This is a genomic window from Mesorhizobium sp. P2_C7, from assembly GCF_056404515.1.
On the sequence record NZ_JBFUDW010000002.1, the window covers coordinates 530,007 to 549,827 of the forward strand.

17 protein-coding genes are annotated in these 19,821 nt (G+C 63.6%); 11 read left to right on the top strand and 6 right to left on the bottom strand.

Annotated features, from left to right (window positions below; translation table 11 throughout):
- Window positions 1-129: 129 nt before the first annotated feature.
- The 6 genes from AC1D2G_RS07445 (at window position 130) to AC1D2G_RS07470 (ending at window position 4,993) form a co-directional block, all read left to right on the top strand.
- Window positions 130-843, top strand: a complete 714-nt coding sequence (locus AC1D2G_RS07445; RefSeq protein WP_477413074.1) for an ABC transporter permease — start codon at window positions 130-132, stop codon at window positions 841-843.
- Window positions 843-1,652 (top strand): ABC transporter permease, encoded by an 810-nt coding sequence (locus AC1D2G_RS07450; RefSeq protein WP_095082939.1) that lies wholly within the window; start codon window positions 843-845, stop codon window positions 1,650-1,652. Before AC1D2G_RS07445 ends, AC1D2G_RS07450 begins: the two co-directional genes overlap by 1 nt.
- 84 nt (window positions 1,653-1,736) lie before the next feature.
- A complete protein-coding gene (locus AC1D2G_RS07455; RefSeq protein ID WP_167392072.1) occupies window positions 1,737-2,738 on the top strand; it encodes an Ldh family oxidoreductase in 1,002 nt (333 codons plus the stop codon).
- A 243-nt stretch (window positions 2,739-2,981) separates the two neighbouring features.
- Entirely contained in the window at window positions 2,982-3,263 is a 282-nt protein-coding gene (locus tag AC1D2G_RS07460) for a hypothetical protein (protein WP_095082943.1), read from the top strand.
- A 195-nt stretch (window positions 3,264-3,458) separates the two neighbouring features.
- Complete coding sequence (locus AC1D2G_RS07465; RefSeq protein ID WP_477412981.1) at window positions 3,459-3,911, top strand: DoxX family protein; 453 nt, start codon at window positions 3,459-3,461, stop codon at window positions 3,909-3,911.
- 104 nt (window positions 3,912-4,015) lie between these two features.
- On the top strand, window positions 4,016-4,993 hold the full coding sequence (locus tag AC1D2G_RS07470) for a complex I NDUFA9 subunit family protein (protein ID WP_477412983.1): 978 nt from the start codon (window positions 4,016-4,018) through the stop codon (window positions 4,991-4,993).
- A 12-nt stretch (window positions 4,994-5,005) separates the two neighbouring features.
- On the opposite strand, the gene AC1D2G_RS07475 is transcribed toward AC1D2G_RS07470, so the two are convergent.
- Complete coding sequence (locus tag AC1D2G_RS07475; RefSeq protein ID WP_477412985.1) at window positions 5,006-6,373, bottom strand: cytochrome P450; 1,368 nt, start codon at window positions 6,371-6,373, stop codon at window positions 5,006-5,008.
- A 197-nt stretch (window positions 6,374-6,570) separates the two neighbouring features.
- On the opposite strand from AC1D2G_RS07475, the gene AC1D2G_RS07480 reads away from it, so the two are divergent.
- From AC1D2G_RS07480 to AC1D2G_RS07495, 4 genes are all read left to right on the top strand, one after another.
- The gene (locus AC1D2G_RS07480; RefSeq protein WP_477412987.1) at window positions 6,571-7,140 is read left to right on the top strand and encodes an NADPH-dependent FMN reductase; all 570 of its coding nucleotides are present in this window, start codon (window positions 6,571-6,573) and stop codon (window positions 7,138-7,140) included.
- Window positions 7,141-7,193: 53 nt separating this feature from the next.
- On the top strand, window positions 7,194-9,860 hold the full coding sequence (locus AC1D2G_RS07485) for a caspase family protein (protein WP_477412988.1): 2,667 nt from the start codon (window positions 7,194-7,196) through the stop codon (window positions 9,858-9,860).
- 145 nt (window positions 9,861-10,005) lie between these two features.
- On the top strand, window positions 10,006-12,477 hold the full coding sequence (gene gyrB / locus AC1D2G_RS07490) for a DNA topoisomerase (ATP-hydrolyzing) subunit B (RefSeq protein WP_477225164.1): 2,472 nt from the start codon (window positions 10,006-10,008) through the stop codon (window positions 12,475-12,477).
- Between the two features lie 240 nt (window positions 12,478-12,717).
- Window positions 12,718-13,629 carry a hypothetical protein gene (locus AC1D2G_RS07495; RefSeq protein ID WP_477412990.1) on the top strand — a complete coding sequence of 304 codons (912 nt, stop codon included), beginning with the start codon at window positions 12,718-12,720 and terminating at the stop codon, window positions 13,627-13,629.
- A 93-nt stretch (window positions 13,630-13,722) separates the two neighbouring features.
- Here the strand turns inward: AC1D2G_RS07495 and AC1D2G_RS07500 are convergent, their stop codons facing one another.
- The 5 genes from AC1D2G_RS07500 to AC1D2G_RS07520 all read right to left on the bottom strand — a co-directional run bounded on the left by AC1D2G_RS07500 (window position 13,723) and on the right by AC1D2G_RS07520 (window position 18,756).
- Complete coding sequence (locus AC1D2G_RS07500) at window positions 13,723-15,201, bottom strand: hypothetical protein (protein WP_477412992.1); 1,479 nt, start codon at window positions 15,199-15,201, stop codon at window positions 13,723-13,725.
- A 135-nt stretch (window positions 15,202-15,336) separates the two neighbouring features.
- Complete coding sequence (locus tag AC1D2G_RS07505; protein WP_477412994.1) at window positions 15,337-16,734, bottom strand: NAD(P)(+) transhydrogenase (Re/Si-specific) subunit beta; 1,398 nt, start codon at window positions 16,732-16,734, stop codon at window positions 15,337-15,339.
- 6 nt (window positions 16,735-16,740) lie between these two features.
- Complete coding sequence (locus AC1D2G_RS07510; RefSeq protein WP_091581083.1) at window positions 16,741-17,166, bottom strand: proton-translocating transhydrogenase family protein; 426 nt, start codon at window positions 17,164-17,166, stop codon at window positions 16,741-16,743.
- Window positions 17,166-18,446: a Re/Si-specific NAD(P)(+) transhydrogenase subunit alpha gene (locus AC1D2G_RS07515; protein ID WP_477412996.1), complete on the bottom strand. Its 1,281-nt coding sequence runs from the start codon at window positions 18,444-18,446 to the stop codon at window positions 17,166-17,168. The genes AC1D2G_RS07510 and AC1D2G_RS07515 overlap by 1 nt, the downstream gene beginning before the upstream one ends.
- A gap of 85 nt (window positions 18,447-18,531) precedes the next feature.
- Window positions 18,532-18,756, bottom strand: a complete 225-nt coding sequence (locus AC1D2G_RS07520; RefSeq protein ID WP_095082965.1) for an aa3-type cytochrome c oxidase subunit IV — start codon at window positions 18,754-18,756, stop codon at window positions 18,532-18,534.
- A gap of 241 nt (window positions 18,757-18,997) precedes the next feature.
- Here AC1D2G_RS07520 and AC1D2G_RS07525 point away from each other — a divergent pair, with 241 nt between their 5' ends.
- Complete coding sequence (locus AC1D2G_RS07525; protein WP_477412998.1) at window positions 18,998-19,813, top strand: alpha/beta fold hydrolase; 816 nt, start codon at window positions 18,998-19,000, stop codon at window positions 19,811-19,813.
- Window positions 19,814-19,821 lie beyond the last annotated feature (8 nt).

Below are 19,821 nucleotides of genomic sequence, written 5' to 3' on the forward strand. Positions count from 1 at the left end.
CATCGCGCCGTGCGGTTTCGCCGGAACCTGTCCACGCACGCTTTCCGCTGACGAGAATTGACAGCGGCTGACGCCAGCAATTCGGGGACGACGCTGATCGACGCACTTCTTTCGGCCTCCGCGGCCGGCATCATCGACCTTCTCTCGCCCTACCCGCCGGGCTGGGGCGGAGCTCTCTTGGTTGGATTGCTTCATTCGATCGAGATCGCGCTGGGCGCCACGTGCCTCGGCCTTCTGATCGGCACCGGTGGCGCCTATGGCAAGCTCTATGGCGGGCCGGTGGTACGCGATCTCCTGGCCGTCTACACCACCATCGTGCGCGCCGTGCCCGAACTGGTGCTGATCCTGCTGCTGTATTATGCCGGAACCGACCTGATCAACCAGGCGCTGACGGCAATGGGTTATCAGCGCGTCGACATCAGCGGCCTTGCCGCCGGCATCGCCGTGCTCGGATTTGTCCAGGGGGCCTATTCGACCGAAGTGATACGCGGCGCGATCCTGGCCATTCCGCAAGGCCAGATCGAAGCCGCCCGCGCCTATGGAATGTCTCCCGGCCTACTGCTGCGGCGCATCACCTTGCCGGCCATGCTGCCCTTCGCCATACCGGGCCTCGCCAATCTCTGGCTGATCGCCACCAAGGACACCGCGCTGCTGGCGGTCGTCGGCTTCTATGAACTGGCGCTGGCAACGCGGCAGGCCGCGGGCGTCACCAAAGCCTATTTCACCTTCTTTTTCGCAGCCGGCGTGCTCTATCTGCTGCTGTCGCTGTTTTCCAATCTGATCATCGGCCGTATCGAGGCCTGGTCGCGGCGCGGCATGCCTTCGCTCAAGGAGGCGCGCTGATGACCGGTGAAACGGCCATCATCAATATCGTCGCGCGAACGTCGCTGTGGTTGCAGCCGCACCGCATTGTGCTGATCCTTGTGGCGTTGGGGCTGGTCCTGGGGGCCACCTTTTTCATGCGGTGGGACTGGCTGCCGCAGTATTATGAAATGGGATTGCTGGGCATCTGGCGCTCGCTGTGGATCCTGGCCGTCACCTGCGTGCTGGGCTTCCTGCTCGCCGTGCCGCTGGGGCTGGCGCAGGCGACCGGCTCCTTCTGGTTCGCCGCACCGGCCAAGGTCTTCTGCACGGTGATCCGGGGCACGCCGCTGCTGATCCAGCTGTGGCTGCTCTATTACGGCCTGGGCTCGCTGTTTCCGCAATATCCGTGGATCCGCGAATCCTGGATGTGGCCGTATCTGCGGCAAGCCTGGCCTTATGGCGTGCTGGCATTGACCTTGTCTTTCGCCGGGTATGAGGGCGAGGTGATGCGCGGCGCCTTTGCCGGCGTTCCCAAGGGCCAGCTCGAGGCCGCCCGCGCCTTCGGCATGACCCGCTGGAAGACATTTCGGCGCATCTGGCTGCCACAAGCGTTCTATCGTGCGCTGCCGACGCTGACCGGTGAAACCGTGCTGCAATTGAAGTCGACGCCGTTGGTGGCAACGATCAGCGTCATCGATATCTTCGCCGTTTCGTCCAAGGTGCGGCAGGACACCTACCTGACCTACGAACCCTTGCTGCTGCTGGCGCTGATCTACATGACGATCACCGGCATTCTGGTCTTCGCCTTCAGCAGGATCGAGGCGCGGATCCCCAACAAGATCGGCTAGCGAGGAGCGAATAGCGGGTAGAAGCGGCGCGCCGCATCCTCTATTCACTAGCCACCACTCCCTACTCGCTTAGAGGCAGCCATGATGCAACTCAGTCTCGACCAGGCAAAAGGACTTTGCCGGATGGCGGCGCTTGGCGCCGGCGCCAATGAGGAAGCGGCGCAATCGCTCACCGCCTCGATCATCGCCGCCGAGTCGGAAGGGCTTTCGACCGTCGGGCTGTCGCATTTCATCGATTATCTCGAGGCGCTCGAAGCCGGACGCATCGACGGCAATGCCGACCCGGTGATCACCCGGCCGGCGCTGGCGGTCTATCTCTCCGACGCGCGCGGCGGGCTGGCGCATACCGGCTTCGACCGCACCATCGACGACCTCGCCAAGGCGGCAAAGCTGTTCGGTGTCGCCATCTTCTCGCAGAAGAACGCCTATACATGCGGCGCGCTCGGCTACTTCACCGGCAGGCTGGCAGAACTTGGTCTGGTGTCGTTCGCCGCCACCAATGGACCGGCGGTGCTCGCCGGCTCAGGCTCGGTCAAGCCGGTCTACTGCACCAACCCGATGTCGTTTGCAGCACCTGCCGCCGACGGCGCGCCGCTGGTCATCGACCAGTCGTCGAGCGCTACCGCCTTCGTCAACATCCGCAAGGCGGCGGAAGACGGCAAAAAAATCCCCGAAGGCTGGGCGCTGGATGCCAGCGGCAACCCGACCACCGATCCGGCCGCCGCCATGAAGGGCGCCATGCTTGCCTTCGGCGGCCAGCGCGGCGCCAACATCGCGCTGATGGTCGAAGTGCTGGCGGCGGGCCTGTCGGGCGCCAACTGGTCGCTCGACGCGCCATGGTTCACCGGCGGGCCGGACAGTCCAGGAACCGGGCTGTTCGTGCTTGCCGTCGAGCCCAAGCTGCTCGATCCCGATTTCGAGCAGCGCATGAAGGACCAGCTCGACCGGCTGCGGCGGCGCTTCGGCGTGCATGTGCCAGGGCGTGCCCGGGCCGAAGCCGCCGAGAAGGCACAGGCGCGGGGCATCACCGCGCCAAAGGCGGTGGTGCAGCGCATTTCCGAATTCGCCGCACGTTATTCTTCCTGAATAATCCGCTTATTTATCAGCTAGTTATCTGAAGACTGCCCGCCCAAGGCGAGCTGCGGTGCAAATTTTCTTTGCGTGCTGCTGAACCTTTCAGCGCATCGCAGCGACCCAGCTATGTCCAGGGCAAGGCGAGCTTGCCCGATCCACACCGAGGGGAACAGCAAACCGAAAGCGAAAGCCTGTTTCACGCAGGGGATGTCCCTTTGCGCCTCGAAAACCCACCCAAATCAAAAGGAAATTGCCATGACCAACACCAAGCTCACCATGCTGACCGCCGTCCTTCTTCTCGGCTCGTTCATGGGCGCCACACAGGCTGCCTCCTTGAAGGCCGCGCCGGTCAAGCCGTCGGCGCCCGGCGTCATCACCGCTCCGAGCGGCGGCGCCACCGAGGATCATTACTGCAAGAACGGCCATGCAAAATTCGCCAACTGCAGCGCCGATTTCATCGCGGCCTGCAAGAAGGTTGGCGGCACCATGTCGGATGTCCAGGGCTGGGGTGGGCGTACTTGCTTCACGCCCTCCTGATACCGTCTCAGGTCAGGCCGCTCCGTCGGCCCCTGGCTTCGCATGATGTCACCCGGAAAACCCCGCTGCGGCGGGGTTTTCTGTGTTTTGCATGCCTCGTTATAAACATTCGTATTTTGGTCAACTTTTGTTTATTTGACTTCGAGCGGTCCGATCGGCCGTCTCTGCGCCGATCAGCAAACAGAGGAGTCATAAATGTCGGCAAGCACGGACAATTCCCGCAACGGCCTTGTCATCCCGATCCTAGGCAGGTTTTACGCGGCCTTGCATGATGGCGCGGAAACCGTTCTTCGCGTCGTCGCCGGTGCGTTTCTCACCATGCATGGCTCGCAGAAGATCACCAACCCTTTCGGCGCCGCCGAGATGGTCGAGGGCCTCGGCTTCTATCCCGGCGCCTTGTGGTCGTTGCTTCTGGCCTGCACGGAATTCTTCGGCGGCATCTTCATTGCCATCGGCCTTTTGACGCGGCCGGCCGCCTTTGCTGGCCTGTTCGTGCTGCTGGTCACGGTCTGGTTCCACTGGGTCACGATGAGCCAGGGCTTTTCGGGTGCCGAGAAGTCGCTTCTGTGGGCCGCGATCCTGCTCTTCTTCGTTATTCGTGGCGGCAACCGCCACTCAGTCGACGCCCGCATCGGCAAGGCGTTCTAACAGATCGAAACAAGGGCGGCAGCGACCACGCGTCGCCCTTTGCCTTTGGCGCGAAACGGATTATGAAACGGCTTCAGCCAAGCTTGCGAGCGCCGGAGCCAGCCATGACCGAAATCCTGCAGACCCCAAAGCTCGTCGTCGTCTTTGGCGGCTCAGGCTTTGTCGGCCGCCATGTCGTGCGCGCGCTGGCCAAACGCGGCTATCGCATCCGGGTTGCCTGCCGGCGGCCTGATCTCGCCGGTCACCTGCAGCCTCTCGGCAATGTCGGCCAGATCCAGCCGGTGCAGGCCAATGTGCGCGTCCGCTGGTCGGTCGACCGCGCCGTGCAAGGTGCCGACCATGTCGTCAATCTTGTCGCGATCCTGCATCAGAGCGGCCGGCAGAAATTCTCCACAGTGCATGAGTTCGGCGCCCGCGCGGTGGCCGAAGCGGCGCGCGCCGTCGGCGCAGGCCTCACCCATATTTCGGCGCTTGGTGCCGATCTAGACTCCGGATCGGACTACGCACGCACCAAGGCGCTTGGCGAAAAGGCCGTCCTGGAGACGATCAGGGACGCAGTGATCTTCCGGCCGTCGATCATTTTCGGACCGGAGGACAGCTTCTTCAACCGCTTCGCCAACATGGCGCGCTATTCGCCGGTGCTGCCGCTGATCGGCGGCGGGCAGACCAAGTTCCAGCCGGTCTATGTGGGCGACGTCGCCGAAGCCGTGGCGCGCTCGGTCGACGGCAAGGTCGATAGCGGCCAGATCTACGAACTTGGCGGCCCCAAGGTGCTGACCTTCAAGGAGTGCATGGAAGAACTGCTAGACGTGACCGAACGCAAGCGCCTGCTGGTGCCGGTGCCGTGGTGGGTGGCGAATATGCAGGCCTCGATCCTCGGGCTCCTACCCAATCCGCTGCTGACCAAGGACCAGGTGATGCAGCTGCGCGAGCATAACATCGTTTCGGACGCGGCGGCCAAAACCAACCGGACATTGGCCGGGCTTGGCATCCAGCCGCAATCGATCGCCACGATCCTGCCCAGCTACCTCTGGCGCTTCCGCGCCGCCGGCCAGTTCCAGCAGCGCAAGCCCGCAGCATAAGTCAGTGCATCCCTAGCGCGGCGTGACCTGCATCGGCAAACCGCCTTGCGGCTGCGTGGTCAGCTTCTGGACCGGCCAGGGTTTCGTCTCGGCCGTGGTGTCGAAGCGGAAGCGCGACAGCATGATGGCGAGCGCGATGATCGCCTCCTGCATGGCGAAGCTGGCACCGATGCAGACGCGTGGGCCCGCGCCAAACGGCAGATACTGGAAGCGATCGATCTTCTCGCGGTTTCCCGGGTGGAAGCGCTCCGGCATAAAGGCGTCAGGGCGGTCCCACAACTTCCTGTGGCGATGGACGACCCATGGCATGACCAGCACCGCAGCGTATTTCGGGATGTAAAGATCCTTCCACATTTCCGGCTCGATCGGCTCGCGATTGATCGACGGCGCCGGCGGATAGAGCCTGAGCGCCTCGTCGAAAGCCGCACGCGTGAACGGCATGGCATCGAGCCATTTCGTCGGATCGGGCTCGCGCGCCAGCACCCGGTCTATCTCCTGCTCGACCCTGTCGCGCTCCCATGGCGATTCCGCGAGACAATAAAGCGTCCAGCCGAGTGCACGCGCCGTGGTCTCGTGGCCGGCGCCGATGAAGGTGATGATGTTGTCCTCGACCTCGGCCCGCGTCAGCCCGTCGGGCCCCTCGGCCTTGAGCAGGAGAGTCAGGAAATCCTGTGGGACGGCATCGGGGTCGCGCTTGAATTTCTGTTCGCGCATCTTGACCGTGTCGGTGACGATCTTGCGGAAATAGGCCATGGTCTTGCGACCACGGATGCGGGTGAGCCGTGGCAGCCAATCGGGGGCGCGCAACAGGTCGAGCGGATCGACGCGGCCCATGGTCTCGAACAGCCGGTCGATCTCATTGGCAAAACTGCCCGGCTGGCCAGCGATCTCGCCGGAAAACAGCGTCTCGGCCAAGATGTCATAGGTGAGCAGCGTCATGTCATGGGCGATGTCGGACGTGCCGCCACCCTCGTAGCGGGCGACGAACTCTTGCGTGCGCCTGAGCATCGGCTCGGCGAAGCCGAAGATGTGGCGCGGCGTGAACACCGGCGCCATGGCCTTGCGCGAACGCTTCCAGACCTCGCCCTCGGCGGTCAGCAGGCCGTCGCGCAGGATCGGCCGCAGGATCTTCTGGCGCACCGTCGCCATCTTGTAGTTCTTGGCGTTGTCGACCAGCACGTGGCGGATGAGGCCGGGATCGTTGGCAACGACCAGATGTCCACCAATGCCATTAACCGAAATCCAGGGCTGGTTGTAGGTATGCTCGCCCCACAGTTCGAGCGGATTGCGGTAGACGATGCGGATCATCTCCAGCGTCGAGGGCGGCGTCGTGCGCGGCTTTGGCGCCGGGGGAACGAAGGGGGCGGGCTGGACGTCCATCGGGTGCTCCGCTGATATCTCAATGTAGTGGCTGGCAATCCAGGCGTCCATGTGACCGAAGCGCAGCCTGAAATGCGAAGGCGGACAGTCTGTTCAGCCAATTGTGACCGTTCCCCTTGAGCTGCCGCCTTGTCCGCAGCGCTGCTCTGCCGTAGGTCGCAGTCACCAACAGATACTGCCCATCGAAGGAGCCCGCCTTGAAGCACCAGTTGAACATCATCATCGGCAGCACGCGGCCCGGCCGAGCCGGACCGGTTTTCGCCGAATGGCTGGAGGCATTCGCGCGCGAGCACGGGAAATTCGACCCGGTGCTGACCGACATTGCCGCGTTCAATCTGCCGGTTCTGGACGAGCCGCATCACCCCAAGCTCGGCAACTATCAGAACGACCACACCAAGGCCTGGTCGAAGGCGATCGATGCCGCCGATGCCTTCGTCTTCGTGGCGCCGGAATACAATTATTTCGCCGCTCCGGCGATCATCAACGCGATCGACTATCTCGCACGCGAGTGGAAATACAAACCCGCCGCCATCTTCAGCTATGGTGGCGTCTCCGGCGGCCTGCGCGCGGCGCAAGCGCTCAAGCCGCTGCTGACTGCGGTGGGCGTAATGCCAATCTCCGAAGGGGTTTCCTTGCCGCTCTATCAGAAACTGCTCGATCATGACGCCTCTTTCCGGGCCAGCGAGCAGGTGCAGGGCGCAACCACGACCATGCTGGACGAGCTGTTGCGCTGGAGTGAAGCCCTGAAGCCGATGCGGGCAGCCTGAAGGAGCCGGTTTTCGGCCCAAAGCCCGGCTTGCTCGCGCCATAAAGAGGTGGAATGGTTGGCGAACGACTGCGCCGGGGGCGGTTCGACTTGCGCTTGCTGTTTGCCTTGCTGCTGACGCTTACGACCACCGCCACCGCGGTGGCGGAGCGGCGCGTGGCGCTGGTCATTGCCGATGACGACTACCGTCTGGTCCGGCCGCTCGCCAATCCCATCAATGACGGCGAGGCGATGGAAGCGTCGCTGAAGAAGCTCGGCTTCGAGGTCGTTCTCGAAACCAACCGCGATCTCCGACGCATGCGCCGCGCGCTCGACGATTTTCGCGAGGATGCGAAAGGCGCCGACGTGGCGCTGGTCTACTTCTCCGGCCATGGCGTCGAAATCTCAGGCGACAACCGGCTGCTGCCGATCGATGCCGACGCCTCTTCGCTCGATGCGCTGCAGAAGACCAGCCTGCCGCTGGAGGAGGTGCGCGACACGGTCGCCGCCACCGCAAGGGTCGGGCTGATCGTGCTCGACGCCTGCCGCAGCGATCCCTTCTCGGGAAGCAGCAGCGAAGGGCGCGGCGCGACCTCACTGGCAAAGGATGTTGCCGACAAGGTCAAGCCGGGACTTGGCCGGATTGGCCGCGCGGAAAATATCCTGTTCGCCTTCTCGGCCGCCCCCGGCGAGACGGCTGCCGACGGAACCGGCCAGAATTCGCCGTTTACGACGGCACTGACCAAATATCTCGGCACCGACGGTCTCGAGATCCGCTCGGTGCTGACTTTGGTGCAGCAGGAGGTCTATGACCTGTCGCGCGGAAAACAGCTGCCTTACGTCGAGAGCGGCCTGCCCAAACTGTTCTTTGCCGCGGCGGCCAAGGAACAGCTGCCGGAGCGCGAACGCCTGCTGCTCGCCATGGCCGACGTGACGCCGGACATGCGGGGCGAGGTCGAGCAGATCGCCAGCGATGCCGACATGCCGCTGGCTCCGCTCTATGGCGCGCTGATCGGTTCCGATGCCAGCCATTTGTCGGCGGACAGCCTGAATGCCAGGCTGCGCGAGGCGGCCGACGCCTTCGTCAAAGTGCGCAGCGAAATGAAAACGCTCGCCTCCGACGATCCGCAAGTGACTGACCTGCGCCGGCAGGCCGAGGAGCAGCTGTCGCTAGGCGCCTTCGATGGCGCACGCGCGATCCTCGCCAAGGCCGCCGACATCGACAAAACCTCGCGCAACGCGCTGAAGGCCAACTTCGTCGGCCGCACGCTTTCCGAAGCCGCGACGCGTTTTCTCTCAGGTGGTGCGGCGCGTGCCGACCTCGACTACGCCACGGCCATCAGCGACTATGAATCGGTGCTGGCACTCTATGGCGAGGCCGGGCAGACCTCGCTCAGCCTGGAACAGGCCGACCGCCAGAGCCGCACGCTGGAGGAACTCGGTACCCTCTATACGACGGTTGGCAATGTCGAGGCGGCCGGCCGCGCCTTTTCCGCACTGTTGGCCAACCTCGAGCAGCGGTCGCTTCAGGAAACCGATCCCAGCGTCAAGCGCGATCTCGCCATCAGCCATATCAAGCTCGCCAACACAAGGATGGCGCAAGGCGACCTGCCAACCTCCCTGGAAAACTATGAGGCGGCCAGGGAGATGCTGCAGGACCTGACCATAAATGTGCCGGACAAGAAGGACTGGCTCGGTGATCTTGCCATGGCCAACGACAAGATCGGCAACGTTCTGGCGACGCAAGGCGATGTGCGCGCCGCGGCCCAAGCCTATCAGCAAAGCCTCTCGATCAAGCAGCAGTTGGCCGATGCTGAGCCGGGCCGCGCCGATCTGCTCAATGATCTGACAATCACCTATGACGAAATCGGCGACCTTGCCCGTACTGCCGGTCAGTTGGATGGCGCCCAGACAGCGTTGGAAGAGAGCCTGAGAATTCGGCTGGCGCTGGCCGAGAACAAGCCCGATGACACGCGGCGCCAACGCGCTGTCTCAGTCAGCCAAACCAAGATCGGTGATCTGCTGCGGGAGCGCGGCGACGCCGCCGGTGCGCTCGTAGCCTTCAACAAGAGCCAGGCGATCGCCGAAGACTTGGCGCGCCGCGACCCTAACAATACCGACTTGAAGCGCGACCTGTCGATTGGTTACTCCAAAATCGGCAATGCTTACAGCGACCAGAAGGATTGGCCGCTCGCGCTGGAGGCCCACCAGCAGGCGCTGGCCACGGCGCGCGACCTTGCCGCCATCGATCCCGGCAACACGGACTGGCAGCGCGACCTGTCGGTGTGCCTCGAGCGGGTCGCCGAGGTGCTTAGGGTGCAAGGCAATGCCAGCGGCGCCCTGCAAAACTATCAGGACAGCCTTGCTATTGCCGACCGGCTGGCCAAGCTGGATTCTGCCAATTTGAACTGGCAACGCGATATTTCGATCACCCTGCAGAAGATCGGGTATCTGGAAACCGACCGACGTCACTTTGAGGGTTCCAAGGCGGCCTTCGAGGCCAGCCTCGCTATTGCCCAGAAATTGGCCCAGTCCGATCCGAACAATGCGATCTGGCAAATCGATCTGGCGCGCGCCTACGTCGCCTATGCCTATGTGGCGAGGGATCCGAAGGCCGCGCTGACCACGGCGCTCAACCTAACGCTGGAGCTCGACCGCACGGGGCGCCTGGCGCCCGGAGACAAATTCATGATCAAACATTTGCGCAGCCTTCTCGCCAAATCCGGCGCTCGAAAAAAATAGCCGGCTGCCTGCTCGGGATTCACCCCGGAAATGCCTGCAAACCTTGGAAAAACCGCCTTTAGCGCCTATATCTAGACAATATCAGAGGCGCGATTCGGTGCCGATTTTCAGCACCGTGCAAGCGGCATCCAGACAACAGGTTTTCATGAGCGATCAGATCGACAACAACAACGGCGCTGAAGCCGAATACGGCGCCGATTCCATCAAGGTTTTGAAGGGGTTGGATGCTGTCCGCAAACGCCCCGGCATGTATATCGGCGACACCGACGACGGTTCCGGCCTGCATCACATGGTCTACGAGGTGGTCGACAACGCTATTGACGAGGCCCTGGCCGGTCATGCCGACCTCGTCACGGTAACGCTCAACCCCGATGGTTCGGTCACCGTGATCGACAATGGCCGCGGCATTCCGACCGATATCCACACCGGCGAAGGCATTTCCGCGGCCGAAGTGATCATGACGCAGCTGCATGCCGGCGGCAAGTTCGACCAGAATTCCTACAAGGTGTCGGGCGGACTGCATGGCGTCGGCGTCTCGGTGGTCAACGCGCTTTCGGCATGGCTGAAATTGAAGATCCGCCGCAACGGCCAGATCTTCGAGATGAGCTTCACGCACGGCAATGCCGACGCACCGCTGAAGGCCACCGGCACCTACGAACAGCACAAGGTTGCCGGCACCTACGAAGGGCGCAGCGGCAGCGAGATCACCTTCTTCCCGTCGGCCGAAACCTTCACCATGGTCGAATTCGACTTCGGCACGCTGGAACACCGGCTGCGCGAACTCGCCTTCCTCAATTCCGGCGTGCGCATCGTTTTGACCGATGCCCGCCATGCCGACATCGTGCGCCACGAGCTGCATTATGATGGCGGGCTGGAAGAGTTCGTCAAATATCTCGACCGCGTCAAGAAACCGCTGATCGACAAGCCGGTCGCCATCAAGGCCGAGCGCGACGGCATCACCGTCGAAGTGGCGATGTGGTGGAACGACAGCTACCACGAGAACGTGCTGGCCTTCACCAACAACATCCCGCAGCGCGACGGCGGCACCCATCTGGCCGGTTTCCGCGGTGCGCTGACCCGTCAGATCACCGGCTATGGCGATTCCTCGGGCCTGACCAAGAAGGAAAAGGTCTCGCTGATCGGCGACGACTGCCGCGAAGGCCTGACAGCGGTGCTGTCGGTCAAGGTTCCCGATCCAAAGTTCTCGTCGCAGACCAAGGACAAGCTGGTCTCGTCGGAAGTCCGTCCGGTTGTCGAAGGGCTTGTCAACGAAGCGCTCGGCACCTGGCTGGAAGAACACCCGAGCGAGGGCAAGGTGGTCATCGAGAAGGTGATCCAGGCCGCGGCGGCGCGTGAAGCCGCGCGCAAGGCGCGCGACATCACCCGCAAGAGCTCGCTCGGCGTCACCTCGCTGCCCGGCAAGCTGGCCGACTGCCAGGAACGCGACCCGGCGAAATCCGAAATCTTCATCGTCGAGGGCGATTCCGCCGGCGGCTCGGCCAAGGGCGGCCGTTCGCGCCAGAACCAGGCGATCCTGCCGCTGCGCGGCAAGATCCTCAATGTCGAACGGGCCCGCTTTGACCGTATGCTCGGCTCCGACATGATCGGCACGCTGATCACCGCGCTCGGCACCTCGATCGGCAAGGACGAGTTCAACGCCGACAAGCTGCGCTACCACAAGATCATCCTGATGACCGACGCCGACGTCGACGGCGCCCACATCCGCACCTTGCTGCTCACCTTCTTCTTCCGGCAGATGCCGGAACTGATCGAGCGCGGCCATCTCTACATCGCCCAGCCGCCGCTCTACAAAGTGACGCGCGGCAAGAGCTCGCAATACATCAAGGACGAGAGCGCCTTCGAGGAGTTCCTGATCGGCTCGGGGCTCGAAGAAGCATCGCTTTCTCTGGGCTCGGGCGAAGTTCGCACCGGACAGGACCTGCGCAGCGCCATCGACGACGCGCTGGCGGTGCGGCAGCTGATCAACGGGCTGCACACACGCTACAACAGAGGCGTGGTCGAACAGGCGGCGATCGCCGGCGGGCTCAACCCCGACGTCTTCACAGATCTCGGCCGCGCCGATGCCATGGCGGAGCGGATTGCAAAACGCCTCGACATCATCGCCGAGGACACCGAGCGCGGCTGGACCGGCCGCATGTCGACTTCGAACGAAGGCGTGGGCGGCTATGTGTTCGAGCGTACGGTGCGCAGCGTCAAGGAATACGCGCATCTCGACCTGGCGCTGATCAACTCGGCCGATGCCCGTCAGCTCGACCGCTACGCACAGCGCCTGAGCGAGGTCTACGGGACGCCGCCGGTGCTGCGCCGCAAAGATGTCGCCGAAACCATCTCGGGGCCGCTGGCGCTGCTGAACGCGGTCTTTGCGACCGGCCGCAAGGGCCTGACCATGCAGCGCTACAAGGGTCTCGGCGAGATGAACGCCGAGCAGCTCTGGGAGACCACGCTCGACCCGAACGTGCGCTCGCTGCTGCAGGTCAAGGTCAACGACGCCACCGACGCGGACAGTCTGTTCTCGCGGCTGATGGGCGACGAGGTCGAGCCCCGGCGCGAATTCATCCAGGACAACGCGCTGTCGGTCGCCAACCTGGATATTTGATCTCCCTGGATATTGATCTCCGGCATTGGCGCGCTGCGGCGCGCCAATTTGTTCCATCCGAGGCAAACAAAATCATTTCATAACCCGCCGGAACGGAAGTTCCCGAGGGACATTGTGACAGTATCGATCACAATTTCTCACAGGAGGCCTTCATGGGACGCGGTATCTTGCTCTGGCTACTTGGAATCCCGATTCCAATCATCATTCTGATCATGCTTTTCGTACGGTAGGGGGAAATTCATGCAGTCCACCCTATCGGCTGTCGACGTTTCCGCTTCCACTGAATCCTCCACTCCTGCCGTCAGCTGGGGACCGATCATCGCCGGTGCCTTCACGGCCTCGACATTGACCTTGATCCTGATGCTGCTCGGCTCAGGGCTAGGTCTCACCATGGTGTCACCCTGGTCGGGCTCAGGCGCGTCGGTCACCACCTTCGCGGTGTCCACCGCGATCTGGCTGATCGTCGTGCAATGGTTGTCCTCCGGTGTCGGCGGCTACCTTGCAGGGCGCCTGCGCACCAAATGGGTCGGCATCCATACCGACGAGGTCTATTTCCGCGACACCGCCCACGGCTTCCTCGCCTGGGCGTTGGCCACCTTGCTCGTCGTCGGGGTGCTTGGCTCGGCCCTCTCCGCTGCGCTGGGGTCAGGCGTGCAGGCGGTCTCGACCGTCGCTTCGGGTGCCGCCATGGGCGCGTCGGCGGGTGCTTCCGCCGGCGGTGTTTCGACCGACAATGCGACATCGTATCTGGTGGATTCGCTGTTCCGCCCGGCCGATGCAAGCAAGCTTGCGGCGACCAATACAGAGAGCGATGCCGCCGCGGTCGGGCAAGCCTCGCGCATCCTGATCACTGGCGCTGCGGCAGGCGAGATTTCGGCCGACGACAAGACCTATCTGACGCAACTGGTCGCTGCCCGCACCGGCCTTTCGGAGGCAGATGCCAAGGCGCGGGTCGACGCGATCCTTGCCAAGGCTCAGGACGCCAAGGTCAAGGCGCAGCAGGCTGCCGACACCGCCAGGAAGGGAAGCGCGACCTTTGCGCTGCTTGGTGCGCTGTCGCTGGCCATCGGTGCCTTCATCGCAAGTGCTGCGGCGGCCCTCGGCGGCAGGCAGCGCGACGACGAGGAGGCGGTGTTTCTGACCGGCCGCTGATTCTGGGGCCGAAGCAAATCAATCCACTCCGGGCCAAGCCCGGAGTGGATTTCTGTTTGAATTGCCATGCAGCGCGGTGGGATCTCTCTGTTCTTATCGTTTGGCATTCGTCGGCGCTTGGCTCGGCTCCAGCTTACGGCCAAGATCCACAGCGTCGCGCAGCACGGCAAGATGCGTGCGCGGCAAAACGCCGGCCGACGCGGCGACCTCGACGCCGGTTGCCGCCAGCGACCAATAGAGCGTGTGCGTGAAGATGCGGCCGAGGGAGCCGCGCAGCTCGACCTGGACGTTCTCCACGCCGGGGCCGAAATTCTCGGTCATCGGTCCGGAAATCGGGTCGCCGGTCAGCCAGCCATTGCCCCTGTCGAAGATGTTGGTCCATCGCGTTGCGGCAAACACCGCGCCATGATGCACCGCCCGTTCCGGTTTGCCTGACGGACTGCGCCCTTCCTGATAGAGGATAGTGCCTCCGGCTGTGGCCCCTTCGGCGATTGGCGGACAGGCTGAGAACAGGCGCTCCGCGATGCCGCGCTGGAACTCGGCGAGGTCATACGTCACCAGAAACTCGCTGTGGGTCAGCGGGCTGCCGAGCGTGACGAAATCGCTGATCTTCCACGGCAGCGGATGGTCGGCGTCTTTCGTGCGCAGCTGTCGGTAGAGCTCCCACTGATCACGCTGCAAACCGGCGAGGTCGTCTAGCCTATTGGGCCACGCGGAACCGTCGGAACTGAGCGTCGCCTTGTCGATCGCGCGGATCGCCTTCAATTTGGCCTTGTCGCGGATGGCCTCCAGTTTTCGGGGCCTGAAATCGGCCCACAATATCTGCAAGAGATCATAGGCGATCATCGACCCCAGACTGTGCGAGACGAGCACGATCCGGTCGTAGGTATCGTCCAACATCAGGCGCTTCAGCAGCCTGAGGCCGCGCTCGCGGATCAGCGCGCGCTTCTCGACCGTCGCCGCTTCCGCACGCACATAGGCGGCGACATCGCCGAAATAGGGAAGGCCGAACCGGTCGACCGACCAGATAACGAACGAGGCCAGGATCGTGACGAGCACGCCGGCGGCCCAGGACATGTAGCCTTGCCAAACCGACGTCGCGAGCGCCAGCGTCGCGCACAGGACGACGATGACGGCAAGAAGGGTGACGAGATAGAGCTTGCGGGCGTCGCGCGGAATGTAGGCGGGCTTGCGCCACAGCAGGTTCGTCACCCAGGCCGCGAGCCGGCCCCGTGTCGTGCCTTGCGTGATGTCGGCCCAGTAAAGCTCGTAGAAATCGGTGCGACGGCCATCGACATCGTAAGGCGTTGTGATGCGGCGAAGTTCGTACGAATTTGTTCGGCTGTCGGGTGTGATCCAGCTCTGGTTGATCTTCGCGCCAGCGAGGTCGGCCGGATCGGCGACATGGGCATAAAACGGCGCACGGGCGGGGTCATGGCTCCAGACCGCCTGAACAAAGCCCCGCAGCGTATCCATGGGCCGCTGTTCGCCCATGCCATGCACTATCACCACCGCCTGGCTGAGCTTGCGCGGCGCTTTTGGGGTGGCCTGCGATGCGATGGGGTCGGGCACCAACGTCTCCGTTGACGACAATCCCGTCGACGGGACGGGCATTCGTCATCGTAGCCCCGAAACCGCCGTCAAGCCAAGAAAAAGCCCGGCGCGAAGCCGGGCGTTTCTTGGAGTGTCTCTGCGCTGATCCCCTGATCAGTGATCCATGGCCTTGACGATCTCCTCGGTCATCTTCTTGGCGTCGCCGAGCAGCATCATGGTGCCGTCCTTGTAGAACAGCGTGTTGTCGATGCCGGCATAGCCGGAGCCGAGCGAGCGCTTGACGAACAGGCAGGTGCGGGCCTTGTCGACGTCGAGGATCGGCATGCCGTAGATCGGCGAGGACTTGTCGTCGCGGGCGGACGGGTTGGTGACGTCGTTGGCACCGATGACATAGGCGACATCGGCCTGCGCGAATTCGGAGTTGATGTCCTCGAGCTCGAACACCTCGTCGTAGGGCACGTTAGCCTCGGCCAAGAGCACGTTCATGTGGCCAGGCATGCGGCCTGCGACAGGATGAATGGCGTACTTGACGTCGACACCGTTGGCCTTGAGCTTGTCGGCCATCTCGCGCAGCGCATGCTGTGCCTGGGCCACCGCCATGCCGTAGCCCGGCACGATGATGACTTTTTGGGCGTTCATCATCAAATAGGCCGCATCGTCGGCCGAACCCTGCTTGACCGTACGCTCGATGCCGTCGTCGGCCGCCGCCGCCGTCTCGCCGCCGAAGCCGCCAAGGATGACCGAGATGAACGAGCGGTTCATGCCCTTGCACATGATGTAGGACAGGATCGCGCCGGACGAGCCGACCAGCGCGCCGGTGATGATCAGCGCAAGGTTGCCGAGCGTGAAGCCAAGGGCGGCCGCTGCCCAGCCGGAATAGGAGTTGAGCATCGAGACGACGACCGGCATGTCGGCGCCGCCGATCGGAATGATGAGCAGGATACCCAGCACCAGCGATGCCGCGACGATCAGCCAGAACACCAGCTTCGATTCCGTCGTGACCAGAAGCACGATCAGCACGATCAGAGCGATGCCAAGGGCGGCGTTGATGAAGTGGCGGCCGCCGATCATGATCGGCTTGCCCGACATGCGTCCGTCGAGCTTCAGGAAGGCGATGACAGAGCCGGTGAAGGTGATGGCGCCGATGGCGACGCCAAGGCTCATCTCGATCAGGGCCTGGGCATGGATGTCGCCAGCCGTACCGATGCCGAAGCTTTCCGGCGCATAGATGGCCGCGGCGGCCACCATGACGGCGGCAAGGCCGACCAGCGAGTGGAAGGCGGCGACCAGCTGCGGCATCGAGGTCATGGCGATGCGGCGCGCGGTGATGGCGCCGACGCCGCCGCCGATGGCAAGGCCAAGCACGATCAGGCCGAAACGGCCGGCCGACGGAGTTGCCAGCGCCAGCGTGGTGGCGATGGCGATGCCCATGCCGATCATGCCGTAGAGGTTGCCCTGGCGGCTGGTGGTCGGATGCGACAGGCCGCGCAGCGCCATGATGAACAGGACGCCGGAAACCAGATAGAGGAAGGACGCGAAGTTGGCGTTCATGGCGCTCTACTTGTCCTTCTTCTTGTACATGGCCAGCATGCGCTGGGTGACGAGGAAACCGCCGAAGATGTTGACCGAGACCAGCATCAGCGCGACGAAGCCGAAGCCGGCGGCAATGCCGGAGGCGGCGATGCCGACGGCAAGCAGGGCGCCAACGACGATGACCGAGGAGATGGCGTTGGTGACGGCCATCAGCGGCGTGTGCAAAGCCGGGGTCACCGACCAGACGACGTAGTAGCCGACGAAGATCGCCAGCACGAAGATGGCGAAGCGGAAGACAAAGGGATCGATGGCACCACCGGATAGGGCGTGCGCGGCATCACCCGCCGCCTCGGCGCCGCCGGGCGCGGTCGCCATGTTCTGTACCGCCAGCCGAACGGCAGCGGAGGCCTGGTCGAGCTGGTCGAGGGCTTTCTGCAGGGTCTGATCCATCACGCAATGCCTTTTGACTTCGACGAGGGCGACTTGGGTGCGGCCGGTTTCTTGGGTCCGGCCTTCTTTGCAGCCGGCTTGGCCGAAGCATCGGCGACCATGGTGGTGGCCGGGATCGCGGCCGGCTCGACATGAGGCTGCTGGTCGGCCTTGGCGAAGGCCGGATGGACCACCTTGCCGCCATCGGTGAGCATCGTTGCCTTGACCAGATCGTCATCGCGGTTGATCGCAAGCGTCTTGGTGGTCTTGTCGACCAGCGTCTCGAGGAAAGCGAACAGGTTCTTGGCGTAAAGCAGCGAGGCGGATGCGGCGACGCGGCCCGGCACATTGAGGTGACCGACGATCTTGACGTTGTTGGCCGTGGTGACGATCTTGCCGGCTTCAGCGCCCTCGACATTGCCGCCGCGCTCGACCGCCAGATCGACGAGCACGGAGCCCGGCTTCATCGAGGCGACCATGGCCGCCGACACCAGCTTCGGCGCCGGCCGGCCGGGGATCAGCGCCGTGGTGATGACGATGTCCTGCTTGGCGATGTGCTCGGCGGTGAGTGCCGCCTGCTTGGCCTGGTATTCCTTCGACATTTCCTTGGCGTAGCCGCCTGCCGTCTCGGCCGCCTTGAATTCGTCATCCTCGACCGCCAGGAATTTTGCGCCGAGCGAGGCGACCTGTTCCTTGGCAGCGGGGCGCACGTCGGTGGCGGTGACGACCGCACCGAGGCGACGCGCGGTGGCGATCGCCTGCAGGCCGGCGACGCCGACGCCCATGATGAAGACCTTCGCCGCCGGCACCGTGCCGGCCGCCGTCATCATCATCGGCAAGGCGCGATCATATTCCGAAGCGCCGTCGATCACCGCCTGATAGCCGGCGAGATTGGCCTGCGAGGACAGCACATCCATCGACTGGGCGCGGGTGATGCGCGGCATGAACTCCATCGAAAAGGCGGTGACGCCGGCTTTGGCCAGGGCCGCCACGGCGGCGTCATTGCCATAGGGATCCATGATGGCGATGACCGCCGTACCGGGCTTGTAGCCCTTCAGCTCGGCATCCGTCGGCCGGCGGACCTTCAGCACCACATCGGCCTTGGCGACATCACCGGCCTTGCCGATGGCAGCACCGGCCTTGGCGAACTCCTCGTCGGGGATGCGCGACCTCGTGCCGGCACCGGACTCGACGACGACATCGAAGCCAAGCCCCGCCAGCCGCTTCACCGTGTCGGGCGAAGCCGCGACGCGCGGCTCGTTGGCATCGAGTTCACGAGGGATGAAAACCGTCTGTCCCACCGCATGATCCTTTCGGCCGGAAGCTGTTTCCCGCAAGACGCCGACCGGCCTCGCGGCGGCGCCGTGGACAAGGTGTCGGAAAAATCTATCGGAGGATAAAGGCGCCGGCGGCCAGAATCAGAATGAACAGGATGGTCGCCGAAAAGAAGCCGCCCGCAAAAAAGCCGAAAGCCATCGCCAGCAGTATGGCGCCGCAAAAGAGCGATCCGTATTTGGCCAGCATGAGAAAGCCCGCATAGGTGCGGTCATGCTCGGCATAGTCCATCTTCGCGCCCAGTTCGACAGGACCGGTCGGCGTGTGATCAGCCATAGCAATACCCCTTCGAAGACATCTTTCAGGCACATAGCGAAAAGCCGGGCCGAGAGCAATGGCGCTATTGCCGCATCGCAGCCGACAACTGCCTCAAAGGAAAATTGAAGCCGGCTGCCAGCAGCCAGCCACAGCCGGCGCCGGCGATCCTGTCAGCGGCACTGAACGCGCTGTGATAATTTCACATTTTTCGGCGACATCAGGAAAGGCTATCGTCGCCGACACCATCGGACGAACCACCATGATTGCGCCGACACGCAGATTCGATTGGAACGGCACCGGCATCGCCTGGGGCACGGCCGGCTCCGGTCCGCCACTTGTGCTCATCCATGGCACGCCGTTCTCCTCCCATGTCTGGCACCGCGTCGCCCCGGAGCTGGCGCGCGACTATAAGCTGTATTTCTACGATCTTCCCGGATATGGGCGATCCGACAAACGGGAAGGCCAGGACGTTTCGCTGGGCATCCAGAACAAGGCGCTGGCGGCGATGCTGGCCTTCTGGGAACTTGAGAGCCCGAAGGCCATCGCCCATGATTTTGGCGGGGCCACCGCCTTGCGCGCGCATCTGATCGATGGGTGCGACTATGAAAGGCTGCTGCTGATCGACCCGGTGGCGGTGCGGCCTTGGGGCTCGCCCTTTGTCCAGCATGTCCGGCAGCATGAGGCAGCCTTCGCCGGCGTGCCGGACTATATCCAGACGGCAATCCTGAGAGCGTATGTTTCGGGCGCCGCCGCGAGGCTTCTATCGGACTGCGAACTGGAACCCTACATCGCGCCATGGACGGGACCAATCGGCCGACCGGCTTTCTTTCGCCAGATCGCCCAGATGGATCAGGGTTTCACCGACGACGTCGAACCGCTCTACGGCGAATTCCGCTGCCCCGTGGCCTTGCTGTGGGGAGAAGAGGATCGCTGGATACCTCCGCAGAGCGGTCACAGGCTGGCCGCCCTGCTGCCTGACTGCGCCTTGACCCTTGTTCCCGGGTCCGGCCATCTCATGCAGGAAGATGCGCCTGAGGCGATCGTCGCCGCGGCGCTGCGTTTCTTCGCCGGCTGACGGACCCT